Source organism: Marinobacterium stanieri, assembly GCF_900155945.1.
Classification (GTDB): domain Bacteria; phylum Pseudomonadota; class Gammaproteobacteria; order Pseudomonadales; family Balneatricaceae; genus Marinobacterium; species Marinobacterium stanieri.
This window is the reverse complement of record NZ_FTMN01000003.1, coordinates 190590-208051: the sequence shown is the minus strand read 5'-3', so window position 1 is coordinate 208051 and position 17462 is coordinate 190590. Positions and strand designations below refer to the sequence as shown.

Genomic DNA, 17462 nt, shown 5'->3' with positions numbered 1-17462 from the left:
TCAGAGGCTTGATGTTTATAGACTCTCATTGCCATCTCGATATGCTTAAGCTCGATAAGCATGATGGCCAGCTCAGCAATGTCATTTCTGCCGCTCAGGAACGCAACGTCGACAAGATGCTGTGTGTCTGCGTCGATCTTAACAAGTTCGACAGCATGTATGCCTGTGCCAGCGACTTCGACAATGTGTTCTTCTCGGCCGGCATTCATCCGCTGCATGTAGAAGAAAGCCCCTACGATGAAGGTCGCCTGCGCCAGCTGGCTGATAACCCTCGCATCGTCGCGCTGGGCGAAACCGGTCTCGATTACCACTACACCCAGGACAGTATCGAACAGCAGAAAGAGAGCTTTGCCGGTCATTTGCAGCTGGCAGGGGAGTTGGACTTGCCGGTTATCGTGCATACCCGTGATGCACGTGAAGATACCATTGAGCTTATCAAGGCGCATGGCAATGTGAACTCGGCAGGTGTCCTGCATTGCTTTACCGAATCCCTCGAGATGGCCAAATCCGCACTGGAGCTGGGTTACATGATTTCCTTCTCGGGCATCATTACGTTTCGCAATGCAGAGGAACTGCGTGAGGTCGTTAAAGCCGTTCCGCTTGAGCGCATGCTGATCGAAACCGACTCTCCCTACCTGGCTCCGGTACCTTTCCGTGGCAAGCAGAACCAGCCGGCGTATGTTGCCGATGTGGCTGCCTGTGTGGCGGAACTGAAGGGTATCCCGGTGGAGCAGGTGGCCGAGCAGACCACTGAAAACTTCTACACCCTGTTCAAGCGCACCCGAGCCAGCTGATGTGGTATTCACAGCCGCCGGTCGAGTATATCGAACCGGTGTTCCGCCCACCCAGCGAGGCTGACTCTCTAATCCTGCAGGTCACCAATGGTTGCAGCTGGAACCGCTGCACCTTCTGTGACATGTACACCGATGACCACAAGCGCTTTCGCCCCAAGGCAGAAGATGAGGTGATGGCAGAGATCGTGCGCTGCGGACAGCAGCTGCCTCAGGTGCAGCGCGTGTTCCTGGCGGACGGTGATGCCATGGCGTTGTCTGTTCGCCGCCTCAAGGCCATTTTGCAGGCTATTCGCGAACATATGCCATCGGTGCGTCGCGTTTCTGCGTACTGCCTGCCTTCCAACCTCAAGCGCAAGTCGGTTGAAGAGTTATCGGAGCTGCGTGAACTTGGCTTGACGCTGATTTACATGGGTGCGGAAAGTGGTTCAAATACCGTGCTCAGCGCCTTTGATAAGGGTGAAACCTTCGATACTACGGCTGAGGCTTTGCTCAAGGCCGGTGAAGCCGGTATCAAGCGCTCGGTGATGCTGATCAACGGTGGTGGCGGAAAACGCTTTAGCGAGGAGCATACGCGGGAATCGGCACGCCTGGTCAACCTGGTGCAGCCTGAGTATCTCGCCACCCTGGTACTCTTCTTTCGGCGCGGTACCGACAAGAAGGTTCTGGCCGGTTATGACGGTGATTTTCAGCCGCTTAACGGCTTGGAATTGTTCCAGGAGATGCGGATGCTGATTGAAGCCACAGAGCTGAAACAGAGTATTTTCCGCAGCGACCATGTGTCCAATTCGCTGGTTTTGAAGGGTACTCTTGGGCGTGACAAAGCCCGTATGCTGGCAGAAATTGATCAGGCAATTGAATACGCCAGTCAGCACGAGATCCCGCTGTATCGCCAGGAAGGTTTCTAGGTAAACCTGAAGCAGGCCCCCATACCAAAACAGGCAGCCAACGGCTGCCTGTTTTGTTTCGATGCAAGCGCTGGTTATGCTCAGTAGCGCTGATTCATCAACTCTTCTTCTGTCAGCGGCGTGATGCTGAGCAGCATCTTGGTCAGATCCAGCAAAATGATCAGGATATTGTTGTGGTAGCACACACCCTGCACAAAACGCTTGGTGGAGTCGTCGCCAGAAACGCTGGGCGCGCGATCAACATCGTTATGCGGCAGATTGATCACCTCATCGACACTGTCGACGACCAGGCCAATGACTTCCTGTTCGTTGAATTCCACCACGATGACACGGGTATCGTCGTCATAGGGTACCATCGGCAGGCCAAACATCTGGCGGGTATCAATAACGGTTACCACGTTACCACGCAGATTGATGATGCCCAGAATGGAAGTATCAGCACCGGGAACCGGCGTAATTTCGCTGAAACGGAGTACTTCCTTAACCTGCATGACATCAATGCCATAAAGCTCGTCATCAACGCGGAAGGTCGCCCATTGGTGGTATACGACTTCTTCCTGCTGAGAGCGACGATTCTGGTCGTCGGCCTGATGGTTTTCCTGAAGCTGTCGCAAGTGTTCAGCCGCTGCATTCATGCTCATGCTGTCTGTCCTGTGTCATCCAAGGTTTCAGCCACTCGAGGCCGGCGTCGGTACGCCCCAGTGGATTGTACTCGAGGCTGACAATATCAGCGTATCCCATTGCCTCGAGCGCTTTGAAAAGATTAGCAAAATGGATCTCACCTGTCCCCGGTTCATGACGCCCCGGAACATCGGCAATCTGTATATGACCGATTTTGTCTCTATTGCGCTGCAAAGTCGAGATCAGATTACCTTCCATTTTCTGCATATGATAAACATCGTACTGCAAAAAGCTGTTTTCAAGGCTCAGTTCGTTGATCAGGGACAGCACTTGCTGGCTGTTATGCAGGTGGAAGCCGGGAATATCATCGGTGTTAATGGCTTCGATCATCAGTTTCAGCCCGGCTTCACCGCAACGACAATCGGCCAGTCGCAGGTTATGGGCCAGGGTTGCCTGAACCTGCTCGGGTGATGCATCAGGCGGTGTTTTTCCGGCCAGGCAGTTGATACGAGGCACACCCAGAACCTGACACCACTCAATCGCCATTTCCAGCCCTGCAGCAAACTCCTGCTCCCGCCCCGGAAGGCACGCCAGCCCGAGCTCTCCGGCTGCAAGATCACCAGCAGGAATATTAATCAGCACTAACTCCAGCTCGTGCCTGCTCAGCTCCAACTCTACCTGCTCATGCGGCAGGGAGTAGGGGAACTGAATCTCAACCCGGTCAAACCCGGCCTTGCGGGCCTGAGCAAAACGTTCAATGAGCGGGTATTCGGTAAACAAGAGACTGAGGTTGGCAGCAAAGCTGAGCATCACTATTCCTGAGGTGGCAAAAGGGTGTCAGAGGCAGTTTTCGGGCTTGGGGAGGCCTGCCAGCCGCGCTGCGACCTTGGCGGGACTGCCCGGGAACAGCTTCATAAGATGGATGCTGCGCCCCTTTTCAGGCCCCAGCTCAGCAGCAACCGCCTTTACCAGTGGCCGCATGGCAGGAGAGAGCTGGTAGGTTTGGTAGAACTGACGCAGAACATGGATAACCTCCCAGTGCTCATCCGTGAGTTCCAGGCCATCCTCTGCAGCCAAAGCCTTAGCTACGGCAGGCGACCAGCTATCCAAATTGTACAGGTAACCCTCTTCATCCAGGCTGACGGCCTGGCCATTCACTTCAATATCCATCCTCAGAACCAGCTCACACTACGTTCATTTTCCAAGCAAAGCTCTACAAACCCGCTGTCGTCGACTTCTGCCAGGGCTTCGAGCTCAACACCCCTTGCTTCACGATCCGCTTTCAGAAGCTTCACACGGGCCGGCAGGCGAGCCAGTTCAGGGCGGTGCTGGGGTAAAGCCCAGTACACACCGTCTTCGATCAACAGCAGAGTATCACCGTCCATCAGGGTGTCGCGACAGGATTCAAAGGTCGTACGATCACTGGGAGATGCGCCCAGAATATGTAAAGTCATAGCGTCAACACCACCTCATGACGGGCAATGAAATGTCTCAGTTCTTCTGCGTCGAGCACGGTCGGTGCAGGCTCCAGGCTATCGGCTTGCAAACCATGCAGGGCAAGCGAGCCCAGGCTGGTGTAGATATGCTCGATATCGTACATGGGCAAGGCGCCAAGCATGGCATTGGGGTTCTTGGCCTGAATGGCACTGCTGCGCTGACCGGGGAGTAGCTGAAGTACAGCATCATCCAGCAGAAGCAGGCTTACCGGCTGTTCAAAAACAGCGCCAGCCAGCGCCATATCCAGAGCATCCCGCGCAGAGGAAGAGCTGTAAGGCGCGCTGCGGCAGATAATCAGAATCGATTTGCTCATCGGCCACCTCCGAAGGTCACCACACGGTCCGAAACGACGCTGGCTTCGATCAACTGGCCGAGACCTGAAAGCTCAAAGCGCTTGGCCAGATTGCCGGCCTTTTTCTCGTAACGCCTGGCTTCTTCCTTGTCGAGTATGCCGCGGCGAACGGCGGCAGCAATGCACACAACCAGGTCCAGGTCATGCTCCTTGGCCAGTGCGCGCCATTCTTGTGGCAAATTCTGTTCGTCACGCGGGGGCGATGCCAACGCGGATGCGTTGTGTACGCCTTCTCGATAGAAAAACACGCGATGGATCTGGTGTCCCGCGTCCAATACGGCACGTGCAAAGCGCAGGGCCGTGCCGGCAGAGGCTGATTGGTAAGGTGCTGAGTGCACGACAAGTGTAAATCGCATCAGGAGGAATCCGTCATGAAAAAAGCCCCGCCATCTTAGCAGATGACGGGGCTTCTCGGGCAGGTATGCTGTGGCTTAGTCGTCGCTGAAAGCACCAACCAGGCTCAGCAGGTGCACCAGCAGGTTGTAAATGCTCAGGTACAGACCAACAGTCGCCATCACGTAGTTGGTGTAGCGACCATTAACGATGTTGCTGGTGTCATAGAGGATAAAACCGGACATCAGCAATACCACGGCGGCAGAGAAGGCAAGCTGCAGGCCGGAGATATCAACACCGAACAGCGGCAGCACAAACAGGGCCAGCATGGCTACCAGCAGGACAATGGAGCCCGCCGCCAGGAAGCCACCCATGAAGCTGAAATCCTTGCGGGAAGACAGCACATAAGCAGACAGACCCAGGAAGGTGATTGCAGTCATACCCATGGCTGTCATCACAATCTCACCGCCATTGGGCAGAGCCAGGTAGTGGTTCAGGATTGGGCCCAGACCAAAGCCCATCAGGCCGGTGAAAGCGAAGGTAAGGGGCAGGGCAGCTGCGCTGTTCTGCTTGCGGTTAATGACGAACAGCAGGACAAAGCCGAGCAGCACGCTACCCAGGTAGACCATGAACGGAGGGTTGATCGCCATGGAGACACCTGCTGTTGCCGCACTGAATACCAGTGTCATGGCCAGCAGCATGTATGTGTTGCGGATGACCTTGTTGGTCTCCAGCACCGCCTGTGTCGAGCGGCTATCAACAGTACGAACGTTATCCATCATAAACCTCGTGTTTTATTTCCATTTGGAGCAATGATGCGGGTTTGTAACCGTATTTCAAGCACTTTGACGGTTTGACAGCGAAAAGATTCCCAGTACAATCACTTTCGTCGCGGAGGGGTGGCTGAGTGGTCGAAAGCACCGGTCTTGAAAACCGACGAGTCGAGAGGCTCCCAGGGTTCGAATCCCTGCCCCTCCGCCATCTTCATATGATGCCTGTCCTGCTGACGAGTTCCCGTGACCGAAGAATCTCCTGCGCTACCATTGAACATCCTTTACGAGGATGAGCACCTTGTTGCTGTCCATAAACCGGCCGGTTTGTTGGTACATCCCAGCTGGATAGCGCCTGCCAGAACGCCTAATCTTGTCGCCATGCTGCGTGAGCGCTACCCCGGCGAGAAGGTTCACACAGTGCATCGACTGGACCGGGCAACTTCAGGCGTGATCCTGTTTGCGCGAGAAAAAACGGTCGGGCAACACCTGCAGCAGCAGTTCATGGATCGAAAGGTCAAGAAAACCTACCTCTGCGTTGTCCGTGGCTGGACCGATGAAGCCGATGTCATTGACTATGCGTTGAAGCCAATTCATGACAAGCGCGAAGATCCGCGTGCAAATCCTGACAAGGACCCTCAGGATGCTGTATCGGCCTACCGACGCATCGCAACCGTCAGCCTGCCCATCCCGGTCGGACGCTACCCTGAAGCACGTTATTCACTGGTGGAAGTAAAACCGACGACCGGGCGCAAGCATCAGATTCGCCGCCACATGAAGCATATCCTTCATCCCATTGTTGGCGACACCAAGCATGGGGAAGGGCGTCACAATCGACTGTTTCGCGAGAACCTTGATTCTCACCGTTTGCTGCTGATGGCAACGGAAATCGAGTTCGAGCATCCGGTCAGTGGTCAGATGCTGCGTATTGAAGCTGGTGTAGGCGAGGATATCGAGCGGCTATTTGGAAAGCTGGGCTGGCTGGAAGGCTATCCGGTCGCGAGCCGAGTAGGCGCGCGACCGGCAGAGTAATTCGCTGACTGGATTACTTACACTTCATTGCCCAGCTTACGCAGAGTGTCTTCATCCATTTTCAGATCGTCGTTTTTATTGACGCCAACACCATGATCCAGAATGGATTGGGCAATTTCTTTTGCTTCTTCCAGAGAGTGCATCATGAAGGTGCCGCACTGATATTCGTTCAATTCAGGAATATCTTCAGCGTTCTTAACATTGATGACATCCTTCATGGACGCAACCCAGGCGTCCGCAACGCGTGACTCTTCCGGAGAACCGAGCAGGCTCATGTAGAAACCTGTGCGGCAACCCATCGGCGAGATATCGATGATTTCTACGCCATTGCCGTTGAGATGATCACGCATAAAGCCCGCAAACAGGTGCTCAAGGGTATGAATGCCTTTCTCGCCCATCATGCTGTCATTGGGTTTGTTGAAACGTAAATCAAACACAGTGATGGTGTCGCCAGACGGTGTGCTCATGGTTTTAGCAACACGAACGGCAGGCGCATTCATGATCGTATGGTCAACGGTGAAGCTGTCGAGTAATGGCATTTTCAATAATCCTGGATGCTTTGCTAAACAAGAACGAAGTTTTAACGCCTGATCACCAGTCCTGACACGGAGTTGCAGTCCGCTGCACGTAGTTTCATACATTCGCTGCTGACAGGTGAGAGCTGGTGACCCGTCATTGGTCTTCATTATAACAGAACGCAGATTGTCTCATGCCGAGTTGCCTGTTGGCAGCCTTAAAGCCGGGTGCGCACATGAAAATCTCGAATGTTTAAAGGGTGTTAGCGCCAGAAATTCCAGCACTCCCTGATAAGCACAAAACGGGTTCGTTGTGAGATACGAGGGTAGGCTACCCAGGCGCATCAAGTCGGCTGCCTTTGGCTTTCTGACTGTGAGTTGCTATAAACAGTGAACGACAGAGTCTAGTGAAAACGCCGTTAAGAAATGCACTGAATTACCCCAACAGGAGACAGGGATATGTCCAGAATCGAAACATCTATTCAGCTTCGCGAAGTAACGCCTGATGGCAAGCCTGTACAGCAGGCGTACCAAGCATGGATAGAGGATGGCAACAGCAATGGCCTCCTGTTCGACGACCCGCTTGAGCGCGAAGATGGAACGATTTTTTCCGCCGAAGAAATTCAACTATACCGACTTATGCACCTTGCCGCGGGCGGTCCGCCGGAAAATGACAGCTTCCGGCTTCGTCTTAATCACGAGCAGCCAGACAAGCTGGAACGCATGGCGGATGCCTTTGCCGCACACCCCGACACTTATAAGGCGATCGGTGCGGATGAAAGAGAGCCGATTGAGCACTCAGACCTGCTTGAATACATCCTGTATGACTTTGCAGGCCTGGATACAAACACGCCGCTACATGATCTTTGGCTGGACCGTCTTCTGGCAGGCAGCCATGACCAGGGAGATGCGGTATTAGGGATTGTTGAGTCCAATGAGTTTATTACCTCCACCTTCGATGAAGTGGCAAAACTTGAATTCAGCAGTTTCATCGCCCGCTTCAATGATGAAAATGATGATGGGCTCCTATACGACGCAAGCGTTGACGTAGGGGATGGCCCGGTACTTTCTGCAGAGGAGGCGCAGCTATACCGACTGTACCTGGGCGCGATGGAGCGTATACCCGAGACAGAAGGTTTTTTGTGGTGGCTCGACAAAATGAGGTCAGGCGAAAAAAACCTGACTGATGTGGCAGCAGACTTTATTCACTCGACTGAAATGACGCAACTAATGGATACGGACCAAAATGGCGCTGTAGCCCACTCAGAGCTACTGAACCATCTGTATGGCACCGTGCTTGACCGGGCGCCGGATCAAGCCGGCTGGGATTGGTGGATGCAAGAGCTGGAATCCGGAGCCAAGAATCAGGCGGAGGTGCTAAATGCCTTTGCACAATCAAATGAATTTGCAGAGACAACGCTGCAGATTGTGGGTGACTACAACTTTGTGGATTTCATCCAGTAATAGTACTTAATACATACATAGTATTATTGATACATACTGAAGAATTTAACCTCCCGCGCCCCAAGCCTTTGCCTTGGGGCCTTTGTGGTAATTGCCAATTCATAAAGGCGTGGTAGCATGGCTTTTCGCTATTTAACCGTCCAAGCATGCAATCCTAATGACAATAAACGCCTCCCTGTCCGAACAGCTCAAAACCCTAGACCGCCGCCCACGTGTTGCCCTGATTGGCGCCATGGACCAGGAGGTCGAGCTACTGAAGAACAATTTGGAAGACCTTGAATCACACCGCCTGTCCGGCTTCGACTTTTATACCGGCCGTATGCAGGGAGTCGATATCACATTGCTGAAATCGGGCATCGGCAAGGTTAACGCCGCTATCGGCACCACACTGCTATTACAGATGTTCAAACCGGACGGTGTTATCAATACCGGCTCCGCAGGTGGTTTTGATGGTGCTCTGGAAGTAGGCGACGTCGTCATTTCCGATCAGGTCTGCCACCACGATGTGGATGTGACTGTTTTCGGCTATGAGCCGGGGCAGGTGCCTGGCCTGCCTCCTTCGTTTACCGCTGACCCCTTGCTGGCCCGTTTCGCTGAAGAGTCCATCGCACAGATGACTCACGCGCGAACGGTTCGCGGCCTTATCGCTACCGGCGACAGCTTCATGAACTGCCCGGATCGTGTTGCCCAGACACGGAAACTGTTTCCGACCGTGAAGGCCGTTGAGATGGAAGCTGCAGCGATTGCGCAGACCTGCCACCAGTTCGGCACACCCTTCATCGTCATTCGCGCGCTGTCTGATATCGCCGGCAAGGAATCCAATCTTTCGTTTGAGCAGTTCCTGGATACTGCCGCCCAGCATTCAGCCGAAATGGTCATGGCGATCGTTGCCAAGATCTCTAAAGCAGCTTTAAAGAATTAAAATAACACTTTGATATAAAGGAATAATTCAATGATTACATCCTTCCATCCGCCGCAACGTACCCTGATGGGCCCAGGTCCTTCCGATGTTCACCCGCGCGTTCTGTCCGCGATGGCTCGACCCACCATTGGTCACCTGGATCCTGCGTTCATCGGAATGATGGATGAAATCAAACAGCTCCTGCAGTACGCACTGCGTACCGAAAATCCGCTCACCATGCCGGTTTCGGCACCCGGTTCTGCCGGCATGGAAGCCTGCTTCGTCAACCTGGTTGAGCCTGGTGACAAGGTCATCGTGTGCCAGAACGGTGTGTTCGGCGGGCGCATGAAGGAGAATGTCGAGCGCTTCGGTGGCGAAGCTCTGATGGTTCAGGATGCCTGGGGCACGCCTGTCAGCGTCGACAAAGTACGCGAGTTGATGCAGCAGCATGACGACATCAAGGCGCTCGCTTTCGTACACGCCGAAACCTCTACCGGTGTATGTTCCGACGCCCAGGCCCTTTGCCGTCTTGCGCGGGACTATGGCTGCCTGACAATTGTTGACGCCGTAACGTCACTGGCCGGTGTCGAGCTGGAAGTCGATCAGTGGGGAATTGATGCACTGTATTCAGGTACTCAGAAGTGCCTGTCGGCACCTCCGGGTATTTCGCCTGTCACTTTCAGCGAAGCTGCGCTGGAGAAGGTAAGCAAGCGCGAAAGCCGCATCCCCAGCTGGTTCCTCGATAAAAAGCTGGTCATGGGGTACTGGGGCGGTGGTCAGAAACGCGCCTACCACCATACAGCGCCCGTCAATGCCCTCTATGGGCTGCACGAATCACTGGTCATGCTGCAAGAAGAGGGCATCGAAAACGCCTGGCAGCGCCACGCCATGCATCATGAAGCACTGAAGGCCGGCCTGGAGACCCTGGGCCTCAAGTTCACCGTAGCCGCTGATGCACGTCTGCCCCAGCTGAACTCGGTACAGGTTCCCGAAGGCGTTGATGAAGCCAAGGTGCGCTCACTCCTGCTGCAGAACTACAGCCTTGAAATCGGTGCCGGCCTGGGCGACCTGGCAGGCAAGGTGTGGCGCATCGGCCTGATGGGCAGCTCCTGCACCCGTCGACATGTCATGCTGTGTATTGATGCATTGGAAAACACCCTGGGCGAAATGGGCGTAGAACTGCCTTCAGGTGCTGCCGCTGCAGCCGCCGCCACTTACGCAGCACAGGAGCAGTAATATGGCCAAGGTCGCATTCATAGGACTGGGCGTCATGGGCTTCCCCATGGCGGGCCACTTGGCCAATGCCGGTCACGAGGTGTGCGTTTATAACCGCACACCTGCGAAAGCGGAAGCCTGGTGCAGCACTTACACGGGTCGCATGGCCGAGACGCCGGCAGCGGCTGCAGAGGGAGCAGAATTTGTCTTCACCTGTGTAGGCAATGATGACGACCTGCTTTCCGTCACCGACGGTGATACTGGCGCACTGAAGGGCATGTCAGCAGGCAGCACTCTGATCGACCATACCACGGCTTCCGCCGATGTGGCGCGCGTACTGAATCAGCTTTGTTCCGAACAGAACCTGGGCTTTCTTGATGCGCCTGTATCCGGGGGCCAGGCCGGCGCCGAAAACGGTCGCCTCAGTATCATGCTGGGCGGCACGGAGAGTGACTACAGCAAGGCGGCCCAGGTGTTCGAATGCTATGCCGCGTCACACAAGCTGCTTGGGCCGGCAGGCTCAGGCCAGTTGGCAAAAATGGTCAATCAGATCGCTATCGCCGGACTGGTACAGGGGCTCTCCGAGGCCGTTCATTTCGTGAAACAGTCTGGACTGGACGGTGAAGCCGTATTCGATGTAATCCAGCATGGCGCTGCCGGGTCCTGGCAGATGGTGAATCGACATAAAACCATGCTCGAGAATGAATTCGACTTCGGTTTTGCTGTCGACTGGATGCGCAAAGACCTGAATATCGCCCTGAATGAAGCTCGCAAAAATGGCGCCCGCCTGCCGGTAACCGCGCTGGTGGATCAGTTTTACGCCGATGTACAGGCGGAAGGTGGCGGCCGTCTTGACACCTCAAGCCTGCTCAAAAGGCTTGAGAAGGACAGCTAAAGCTTCGATAATGCCCAGCTTTTAGCCTTGCAGTGCGTTGAAAACGCGTTATCGATGAATCGGCAACGCAGATAGGTTTTCAGCACACTGCCAGGACACACAATGACTATAAAGGTACAGTTCTATGTTCAATATCGATAAGTACAGCCTGATCTCCTTTGCTCCCAGCATTGCCATTGTGGCTGCCATGCTGGTGATTACCTTCTTTGGCATCCGCTTCATGAAGCGCGAAATGGTCAAGGATGCACGCAAGGCAGGCGAGCGTTAATTCAGCGCGCCTGACTCACACGGCCGGCATACACGCCGGCCAGCTTCTTTTCTCCCGATTGACAGGTTAACCATGAGCAGCTCACGCCGACAGCAGGCATCTAAACGGTCACCACAAGAGATTGAACGCCATCCTCTGCTTTCAGATACCGACATCAACAAGATTCTGGTCAATGGCGCTCAAATTTCGCTCAGCAAGCTGAAGCGTGCCCAGTCATTCGATGCCCGTCTGTACTACTATGCGGAAATTGGTGTTTACCTGGAAGTTTCGCTCTCTCGTGGCGCCGGCATCCTGGATGCAACCCGAGAGCAGCTGGAGTCCATCCATCGCGAGGCGACTCACCTGCACATGGAAGCCAACAAAACACTCAATACGGTCTCCTGAAACAGAATAAGGGGAGGGCGTGTTGACCACCGAATTTGATAGCAAGGCATTCCTTAAAAATCTGACTCGCCGCCCTGGCGTCTATCAGATGTATGCCGAAAATGGCGACCTGCTGTACATCGGCAAGGCCAAAAACCTTAAAAATCGCGTCAGCAGTTATTTCCGCAGCACCGGCCAGTCACCTAAAACCCAGGCACTGGTTGCTCGAATCGCCAATATCGAAATAACCGTTACCAGCAGCGAAACTGAAGCCCTACTGCTGGAACAGAACCTGATTAAACAGTACCGCCCACCGTACAACATCCTTCTGAGGGATGATAAATCCTACCCCTATATCTTCGTGTCTGACCGGGATACCTATCCTGCCATTCGTTTCAGACGCGGCAGCGGGCGTAAAAAAGGGCGCTATTTCGGGCCCTATCCCAGCTCGGGCGCGGTAAAGGAAAGCCTTAACCTGCTGCAGAAAGTGTTTCGCATCCGCCAATGCGAAGACAGCTTCTTTCGCAATCGCTCCAGGCCTTGCCTGCAATATCAGATCAAGCGCTGTACAGCGCCCTGTGTCGGCATGATCTCCGAAGAGGAGTACCAGCAGGACATTAAGCACGCCATGCTGTTCCTGCAGGGGCGCAACCACGAGATTATGAAGGTTCTGGCAAACGAGATGGAAGCGGCGTCTGCAGCTCTGGAATTTGAACGGGCAGCACAGCTGCGCGACCAGATCACAGCCTTGCAGCAAGTTCAGGAGCAGCAGTTTGTCAGCAGCCAGGGCGGTGATGCTGACGTGTTTGGTTGTGCTGTGCAGCCCGGCGGTGTGTCTATTCACGCACTGTTTGTACGTGGCGGAAGAGTCATCGGCAGCAAGGCTTACCACCCTCGCGTATCACTTGAAGATACGCCTGCCGATATCCTGGGGTCTTTTGTTGCACAGTTCTATTTGTCAGGGCCAAGAGAAATTCCGCCGCTATTGATAACGCCGGAAAGCCTGACAGATCAGGAGTGCCTTGAAGACGCACTTGGCCAGAAGCGTGGCCGCAAACTGAGCATTCAGGCCAATGTACGCGGTGATCGCGCAGGATGGCAGCGTCTGGCACAAACCAATGCGGAACAGCAGCTGAGCAGCTACCTGGCCAGCAAACAGAACATGTATAACCGCTTCCTGGCGTTGCAGGAAGTGCTGGAGCTCGATCAGCCACCGCGTCGACTGGAGTGCTTTGATATCAGCCACAGTTCAGGCGAGGCGACCGTAGCTTCTTGTGTGGTGTTTGATCGCGAAGGGCCGAAAAAATCGGATTACCGGCGTTTCAACATCGAAGGTATTACCGGTGGTGACGACTACGCCGCCATGCACCAGGCACTCTTGCGGCGCTATACACAGGTGAAAAAAGGGGAAGGGGCTGTGCCTGACCTCCTGGTCATTGATGGCGGCAAGGGACAGGTCAGCCAGGCCATGCAGGTCCTTGAGGAGCTTCAGCTACAGGACATTCTCGTCATCGGTATCGCCAAAGGCCCCACCCGAAAGGCCGGCTTTGAGGTACTAATCAGTGGCGACACCGGCGAAGAGCAAATACTGGCTGCCGACTCGCCCGCTCTGCATCTTTTGCAGCACATTCGTGACGAATCACACCGTTTTGCCATCGTCGGCCACCGCGCAAAACGCGGCAAAGCGCGTCGCCAATCACAGCTGGAAGGTATTCCAGGCGTTGGACCCAAACGCCGACGCGAGCTGCTGAAGCACTTTGGTGGGGTTAAAGAAGTCGAACGAGCCAGTGTTGAAGAAATCGCAAAAGTCTCTAGTATTAGCCGGACGCTTGCGCAGGACATATACGCAGCACTTCACCCCGACTCATAAGCTGACAAACGGGACGCCCCATTGCTATCGATTAAAATCCCCAACCTGCTCACGCTGGTTCGTATTATCCTTATCCCGGTTTTTATTCTGGTTTATTACATGCCATACGCCTGGGCACCCTGGGCCGCCTCAGCCATTTTTGGCCTTGCCGCCATTACCGACTGGTTTGACGGCTACCTGGCTCGCAAACTGGACCAGAGCTCGCCCTTTGGCGCCTTCCTGGACCCTGTAGCCGACAAGCTCATGGTTGCGGCCGCGCTGGTCGTGCTGGTAGAGAGCTTTGCTTCTCCCTGGGTTACCGTTCCTGCCGTAATTATTATTGGCCGTGAGATCGTCATTTCAGCCCTGCGTGAGTGGATGGCGGAAGTAGGGCAGAGAGCAAGCGTTGCCGTGTCCATGATCGGCAAGATCAAAACCACACTGCAAATGGCCTCCATACTGATGCTGCTGGCTTTCCCGATCTATTCAACTCTGTCCTGGGCAGGCATTGCTGCACTCTATGGGGCAGCCGCTCTGACGCTGTGGTCGATGTTCATCTACCTGCGTGCGGCCTGGCCACATCTGAGTGAAGATATCTAAGTAAGTGGTTAATTTTTAAGCAAAAATAATTAAAATTTTCTTTGTAATCTTGTTGACACCCAAGCTGAGGTCCTTATAATACGCTCCAACATTGAGACGCGGGAATAGCTCAGTTGGTAGAGCACGACCTTGCCAAGGTCGGGGTCGCGAGTTCGAGTCTCGTTTCCCGCTCCACTCAATGTTAAACAAAGAATGGCTGGATGGCAGAGTGGTCATGCAGCGGACTGCAACTCCGTGTACGCCGGTTCGATTCCGACTCCAGCCTCCATTCTTTACAATATTACACAGTAGTGTTGTAAAGAATGGCACCCCTCCGGGAAGCATCCCACTTAGAAGACCCTCGCTACTTACTTCAATTTAAATACTTCATTTTCATTTCGATATTTAATCGCTATATCTACCCTCGCGCTTAACAGAAAATTTTCTTCTTTTTATCTTCCATACTCGTTTTGCGTTCTAACTGCAGAAACCAACTTGAGTCACTTCGCTCAGTCAGCCTGAGACATTCAGAGCCCAACTTGATAGGCAGCCTCAGAGGCGTCCTGGCGCCCTTTGAGAAGCATATAAACCTGCACAAGGCATAAAGATAAAAAGATACAGCAGGGGAGAAGGGAGTGAATACAGCTCCCGGTAATACCCGGGAGCCGAATGTCATATCAGGCCGCAGGAAGCGCTCTTATTTCCATTGCTTGGGCGAGTAACTGAACACCGGCAGGGAGAGGTGCCAGTAGATCGCACATACGCGCAAAATGATTCCCACTGCAAAGGATGCAATCAGGCATAAGTCATGATTAATACCCAACTGCTCCAGCTGCAGGTACAGGATGCCTACCAGAAGCGAAACACTGGCGTAGAGTTCATGGCGCAGCACCACAGGCACGCGCTGGCAGAGGATGTCGCGCAGCACGCCACCACAAATACCTGTAATCATACCGGCCATCAACACAATGGCGGTGTGATAGCCAAGCTGAAGAGCCACGTTACAGCCGATAATGGTAAAAGCCACAAGCCCCATGGCATCCAGTAGCAGAAACAGACGATGCAGGTGGTGCATGAAGCGCGCCATCACGACGGTTAACAGGCCGGCAGAAACGGTCAGGTAAATGTATTCAGGATGTTGTGTCCAGGACACCGGGAAGTTTCCGAGCAGGACATCACGAAGTGTTCCGCCGCCCAGGGCGGTAATAAAGGCAATAACACCCACGCCGAAGATATCCATGTTGCGACGGCCGGCAGCAAGTGCGCCAGACATGGCCTCAGCGGTAATGGCGATAAGATAGATATACAGAAGCACGGTCATACCCTCCTGAAAGAGTAGTTGCCGTCCCTCCCTCTGTCCGGTTACCTGAGAGTTTGCGCGCTCATCCGTGCGCGTTGCCCCTTCGGTGGGTCTTGCGACCTCTCTCCAGTAGACGAGTCAATTTGGTGTCGCAGTACTGTTGCCTGAGCGATTATGGGAGTTTGCGCCTTCGGCGGGGCACTGAGGCCCTCTCTCCTGTGACCGGCGCATTATAGCGAGCCTGAGCAGTCTGTCTACCACATCCGGCTCATGACCGGCGTTTAATATCCTTGATCAGACTGGAGAGATCCAGCCCTACGTTTTCAGCCATGGAATCCAAATCATTAAAACTGGGCGGAAAACGGGGTTTTGATTTCTGTTCTGCCTGTTCCTTGGCACGTTGCTCAGCACGCAGTTGAAGGTCTGCGGTAATTTTATCCAGCTGCTCCAATTCCAGCTGCATTAAAAAAACGGACACATCAGTGTCTGACATATAAGCCAACCCGGCACTAGCCTGTTAATGGAACAAAAGCGCAAAGATTAATAGGTGGGGGAACGCATGAAGCATTTGCGATTGGTGCCCGGAACCGGACTCGAACCGGTACAGCCGAAGGCCGAGGGATTTTAAATCCCTTGTGTCTACCAATTTCACCATCCGGGCACATGAAACGCTGTTAAAAAGCTGCGACAGCCTGTTTAATCAATGCGTTGGGAGGCGTATTTTCCCGTTGACCTGCGTAAAAGTCAAATAGGAAAATAGCCTCCGACGAAAAAAGACTAACCTTTAGCCATACACGCCGCAGTATCCAGCATGCGGTGAGAAAATGCCCATTCGTTATCGTACCAGGCGAATACTTTAACCATTCTGCCCAGCACATGCGTCTGTAAACTGTCGAAAACGCAGGACGCACTGTGGTGGTTGAAATCGATGGAAACCAAGGGGGTCTGGTTATATTCAACAATATTGGCCAGGCTGTTTTCAGATGCGCTTAACATCGCCTGATTGATTTCATCGACACTGGTGTCGCGCAAGGCGGTAAACGTCAGGTCGACAAGCGAGACGTTGGCCGTGGGAACACGCACCGCCAAACCGGACAATTTTCCATCCAATTCGGGCAGGACAAGGCCTACCGCTTTTGCTGCACCCGTTTTGGTCGGAATCATGGAAAGAGCCGCTGCACGTGCACGATAAAGATCCTGGTGATACACATCTGTCAGGTGCTGATCATTGGTATAGGCATGAATGGTTGTCATCAGGCCCTCTTCGATACCAACGGCCTGATGCAACACCTTGGCCATGGGCGCGAGGCAATTGGTGGTACAAGAGGCATTGGATACAAGGCGATCCTCAGTCCGAAGCTGATCATGGTTTACGCCAAAGACAATGGTTGCATCCATGTCCTTGCCTGGAGCAGACAGCAAAACCTTGCCAGCCCCCTGATCAAGGTGAACCTGAGCCTTGGCACGCTCGGTCATTCGCCCGGTGCATTCCAGAACGATATCAACACCCAGATCGGACCAGGGCAGGGTAGAGGGGTCAGGCATACACAGCATGGGGATGCGATATTCACCCACTACCAGACAATCGTCTTCGGCCTTAACTGGCCACTGAAAGCGCCCGTGCACAGAATCATACTCGGTCAGGTGCGCACTGACACTGGCATCGCCAAGGTCATTAATCGCAACTATCTCAAATTCATCATTACGCCCCGACTCAAACAGGGCACGCAGGATATTGCGTCCAATTCGGCCATAACCGTTGATGGCAATACGTACAGGCATGGCATCACTCCTTTGCAAGACAGACCA

The 17462-nt window shown here is 53.9% G+C and carries 22 protein-coding genes, 4 tRNA genes and 2 riboswitches; of the genes, 14 read left to right on the top strand and 12 right to left on the bottom strand.

The features are described from left to right. The first annotated feature begins 11 nt into the window (after positions 1-11). Positions 12-794: a TatD family hydrolase gene (locus BW956_RS08505; RefSeq protein ID WP_076462387.1), complete on the top strand. Its 783-nt coding sequence runs from the start codon at positions 12-14 to the stop codon at positions 792-794. Beyond that, on the top strand, positions 794-1699 hold the full coding sequence (locus tag BW956_RS08500) for a radical SAM protein (RefSeq protein ID WP_076462386.1): 906 nt from the start codon (positions 794-796) through the stop codon (positions 1697-1699). Before BW956_RS08505 ends, BW956_RS08500 begins: the two co-directional genes overlap by 1 nt. 80 nt (positions 1700-1779) lie before the next feature. Here BW956_RS08500 and BW956_RS08495 read toward each other — a convergent pair whose 3' ends face one another. The 7 genes from BW956_RS08495 to BW956_RS08465 form a co-directional block, all read right to left on the bottom strand. Next, on the bottom strand, positions 1780-2340 hold the full coding sequence (locus BW956_RS08495) for a chemotaxis protein CheW (protein WP_010323855.1): 561 nt from the start codon (positions 2338-2340) through the stop codon (positions 1780-1782). After that, on the bottom strand, positions 2318-3130 hold the full coding sequence (locus BW956_RS08490) for a hydroxypyruvate isomerase family protein (RefSeq protein ID WP_076462385.1): 813 nt from the start codon (positions 3128-3130) through the stop codon (positions 2318-2320). The genes BW956_RS08495 and BW956_RS08490 overlap by 23 nt, the downstream gene beginning before the upstream one ends. Positions 3131-3157: 27 nt before the next feature. After that, complete coding sequence (locus BW956_RS08485) at positions 3158-3490, bottom strand: TusE/DsrC/DsvC family sulfur relay protein (RefSeq protein WP_076462384.1); 333 nt, start codon at positions 3488-3490, stop codon at positions 3158-3160. 2 nt (positions 3491-3492) lie between these two features. Further along, complete coding sequence (tusB, locus tag BW956_RS08480) at positions 3493-3774, bottom strand: sulfurtransferase complex subunit TusB (protein ID WP_076462383.1); 282 nt, start codon at positions 3772-3774, stop codon at positions 3493-3495. After that, on the bottom strand, positions 3771-4130 hold the full coding sequence (tusC, locus tag BW956_RS08475; protein ID WP_076462382.1) for a sulfurtransferase complex subunit TusC: 360 nt from the start codon (positions 4128-4130) through the stop codon (positions 3771-3773). The genes tusB and tusC overlap by 4 nt, the downstream gene beginning before the upstream one ends. Then, positions 4127-4525, bottom strand: coding sequence for a sulfurtransferase complex subunit TusD (gene tusD / locus BW956_RS08470; protein ID WP_076462381.1), 399 nt, complete (start codon positions 4523-4525; stop codon positions 4127-4129). Before tusD ends, tusC begins: the two co-directional genes overlap by 4 nt. A gap of 75 nt (positions 4526-4600) precedes the next feature. Further along, positions 4601-5281, bottom strand: coding sequence for a Bax inhibitor-1/YccA family protein (locus BW956_RS08465; protein WP_076462633.1), 681 nt, complete (start codon positions 5279-5281; stop codon positions 4601-4603). 114 nt (positions 5282-5395) lie between these two features. Between BW956_RS08465 and BW956_RS08460 the strand changes: the two genes are divergently transcribed. After that, positions 5396-5483, top strand: a tRNA-Ser gene (locus BW956_RS08460). Between the two features lie 35 nt (positions 5484-5518). Beyond that, positions 5519-6304, top strand: a complete 786-nt coding sequence (locus BW956_RS08455; protein ID WP_076462380.1) for a pseudouridine synthase — start codon at positions 5519-5521, stop codon at positions 6302-6304. A 17-nt stretch (positions 6305-6321) separates the two neighbouring features. Here BW956_RS08455 and luxS read toward each other — a convergent pair whose 3' ends face one another. Then, positions 6322-6843, bottom strand: coding sequence for an S-ribosylhomocysteine lyase (gene luxS / locus BW956_RS08450; RefSeq protein WP_010323847.1), 522 nt, complete (start codon positions 6841-6843; stop codon positions 6322-6324). Between the two features lie 435 nt (positions 6844-7278). Between luxS and BW956_RS08445 the strand changes: the two genes are divergently transcribed. The 10 genes from BW956_RS08445 (at position 7279) to BW956_RS08405 (ending at position 14642) form a co-directional block, all read left to right on the top strand. After that, positions 7279-8283, top strand: a complete 1005-nt coding sequence (locus tag BW956_RS08445) for a DUF4214 domain-containing protein (protein ID WP_076462379.1) — start codon at positions 7279-7281, stop codon at positions 8281-8283. Between the two features lie 157 nt (positions 8284-8440). Next, positions 8441-9205, top strand: coding sequence for a 5'-methylthioadenosine/S-adenosylhomocysteine nucleosidase (gene mtnN, locus BW956_RS08440; RefSeq protein ID WP_076462378.1), 765 nt, complete (start codon positions 8441-8443; stop codon positions 9203-9205). Between the two features lie 30 nt (positions 9206-9235). Next, positions 9236-10420 (top strand): pyridoxal-phosphate-dependent aminotransferase family protein, encoded by a 1185-nt coding sequence (locus tag BW956_RS08435; RefSeq protein ID WP_076462377.1) that lies wholly within the window; start codon positions 9236-9238, stop codon positions 10418-10420. Between the two features lies 1 nt (position 10421). Next, positions 10422-11294 carry an NAD(P)-dependent oxidoreductase gene (locus BW956_RS08430; protein ID WP_076462376.1) on the top strand — a complete coding sequence of 291 codons (873 nt, stop codon included), beginning with the start codon at positions 10422-10424 and terminating at the stop codon, positions 11292-11294. Between the two features lie 124 nt (positions 11295-11418). Continuing rightward, on the top strand, positions 11419-11562 hold the full coding sequence (locus tag BW956_RS22425; RefSeq protein ID WP_175611983.1) for a hypothetical protein: 144 nt from the start codon (positions 11419-11421) through the stop codon (positions 11560-11562). A gap of 72 nt (positions 11563-11634) precedes the next feature. After that, entirely contained in the window at positions 11635-11946 is a 312-nt protein-coding gene (locus BW956_RS08425; RefSeq protein ID WP_010323842.1) for a hypothetical protein, read from the top strand. A 19-nt stretch (positions 11947-11965) separates the two neighbouring features. Next, positions 11966-13795: an excinuclease ABC subunit UvrC gene (gene uvrC / locus BW956_RS08420; protein WP_217695113.1), complete on the top strand. Its 1830-nt coding sequence runs from the start codon at positions 11966-11968 to the stop codon at positions 13793-13795. Positions 13796-13825: 30 nt separating this feature from the next. Beyond that, positions 13826-14374, top strand: coding sequence for a CDP-diacylglycerol--glycerol-3-phosphate 3-phosphatidyltransferase (gene pgsA / locus BW956_RS08415; RefSeq protein ID WP_029511181.1), 549 nt, complete (start codon positions 13826-13828; stop codon positions 14372-14374). A 98-nt stretch (positions 14375-14472) separates the two neighbouring features. Beyond that, a tRNA-Gly gene (locus BW956_RS08410) sits at positions 14473-14548 on the top strand. A 20-nt stretch (positions 14549-14568) separates the two neighbouring features. Continuing rightward, positions 14569-14642, top strand: a tRNA-Cys gene (locus BW956_RS08405). 408 nt (positions 14643-15050) lie between these two features. Here BW956_RS08405 and BW956_RS08400 read toward each other — a convergent pair. From BW956_RS08400 to gap, 4 genes are all read right to left on the bottom strand, one after another. Then, positions 15051-15674: a trimeric intracellular cation channel family protein gene (locus BW956_RS08400; protein ID WP_244894337.1), complete on the bottom strand. Its 624-nt coding sequence runs from the start codon at positions 15672-15674 to the stop codon at positions 15051-15053. A gap of 23 nt (positions 15675-15697) precedes the next feature. Further along, a riboswitch (glycine riboswitch) is annotated at positions 15698-15793 on the bottom strand. A 2-nt stretch (positions 15794-15795) separates the two neighbouring features. Continuing rightward, positions 15796-15882: riboswitch (glycine riboswitch) on the bottom strand. Positions 15883-15921: 39 nt separating this feature from the next. After that, positions 15922-16146, bottom strand: a complete 225-nt coding sequence (locus BW956_RS08395; RefSeq protein WP_076462375.1) for a hypothetical protein — start codon at positions 16144-16146, stop codon at positions 15922-15924. A gap of 82 nt (positions 16147-16228) precedes the next feature. Beyond that, a tRNA-Leu gene (locus BW956_RS08390) sits at positions 16229-16314 on the bottom strand. Positions 16315-16430: 116 nt separating this feature from the next. Beyond that, positions 16431-17435, bottom strand: a complete 1005-nt coding sequence (gene gap / locus BW956_RS08385; protein WP_076462374.1) for a type I glyceraldehyde-3-phosphate dehydrogenase — start codon at positions 17433-17435, stop codon at positions 16431-16433. Positions 17436-17462 lie beyond the last annotated feature (27 nt).

Bases quoted from the DNA above. Each gene is read 5' to 3' on its own strand.
- mtnN (WP_076462378.1), top strand. From the start codon at position 8,441: ATGACAATAAACGCCTCCCTGTCCGAACAGCTCAAAACCCTAGACCGC.
- BW956_RS08465 (WP_076462633.1), bottom strand. From the start codon at position 5,281: ATGGATAACGTTCGTACTGTTGATAGCCGCTCGACACAGGCGGTGCTG.
- BW956_RS08425 (WP_010323842.1), top strand. From the start codon at position 11,635: ATGAGCAGCTCACGCCGACAGCAGGCATCTAAACGGTCACCACAAGAG.
- luxS (WP_010323847.1), bottom strand. From the start codon at position 6,843: ATGCCATTACTCGACAGCTTCACCGTTGACCATACGATCATGAATGCG.
- tusD (WP_076462381.1), bottom strand. From the start codon at position 4,525: ATGCGATTTACACTTGTCGTGCACTCAGCACCTTACCAATCAGCCTCT.
- BW956_RS08485 (WP_076462384.1), bottom strand. From the start codon at position 3,490: ATGGATATTGAAGTGAATGGCCAGGCCGTCAGCCTGGATGAAGAGGGT.
- BW956_RS08490 (WP_076462385.1), bottom strand. From the start codon at position 3,130: ATGCTCAGCTTTGCTGCCAACCTCAGTCTCTTGTTTACCGAATACCCG.
- BW956_RS08505 (WP_076462387.1), top strand. From the start codon at position 12: ATGTTTATAGACTCTCATTGCCATCTCGATATGCTTAAGCTCGATAAG.
- BW956_RS08435 (WP_076462377.1), top strand. From the start codon at position 9,236: ATGATTACATCCTTCCATCCGCCGCAACGTACCCTGATGGGCCCAGGT.
- BW956_RS08400 (WP_244894337.1), bottom strand. From the start codon at position 15,674: ATGACCGTGCTTCTGTATATCTATCTTATCGCCATTACCGCTGAGGCC.
- tusB (WP_076462383.1), bottom strand. From the start codon at position 3,774: ATGACTTTACATATTCTGGGCGCATCTCCCAGTGATCGTACGACCTTT.
- BW956_RS08395 (WP_076462375.1), bottom strand. From the start codon at position 16,146: ATGTCAGACACTGATGTGTCCGTTTTTTTAATGCAGCTGGAATTGGAG.
- BW956_RS22425 (WP_175611983.1), top strand. From the start codon at position 11,419: ATGTTCAATATCGATAAGTACAGCCTGATCTCCTTTGCTCCCAGCATT.
- tusC (WP_076462382.1), bottom strand. From the start codon at position 4,130: ATGAGCAAATCGATTCTGATTATCTGCCGCAGCGCGCCTTACAGCTCT.
- BW956_RS08495 (WP_010323855.1), bottom strand. From the start codon at position 2,340: ATGAGCATGAATGCAGCGGCTGAACACTTGCGACAGCTTCAGGAAAAC.
- gap (WP_076462374.1), bottom strand. From the start codon at position 17,435: ATGCCTGTACGTATTGCCATCAACGGTTATGGCCGAATTGGACGCAAT.
- BW956_RS08430 (WP_076462376.1), top strand. From the start codon at position 10,422: ATGGCCAAGGTCGCATTCATAGGACTGGGCGTCATGGGCTTCCCCATG.
- BW956_RS08500 (WP_076462386.1), top strand. From the start codon at position 794: ATGTGGTATTCACAGCCGCCGGTCGAGTATATCGAACCGGTGTTCCGC.
- BW956_RS08445 (WP_076462379.1), top strand. From the start codon at position 7,279: ATGTCCAGAATCGAAACATCTATTCAGCTTCGCGAAGTAACGCCTGAT.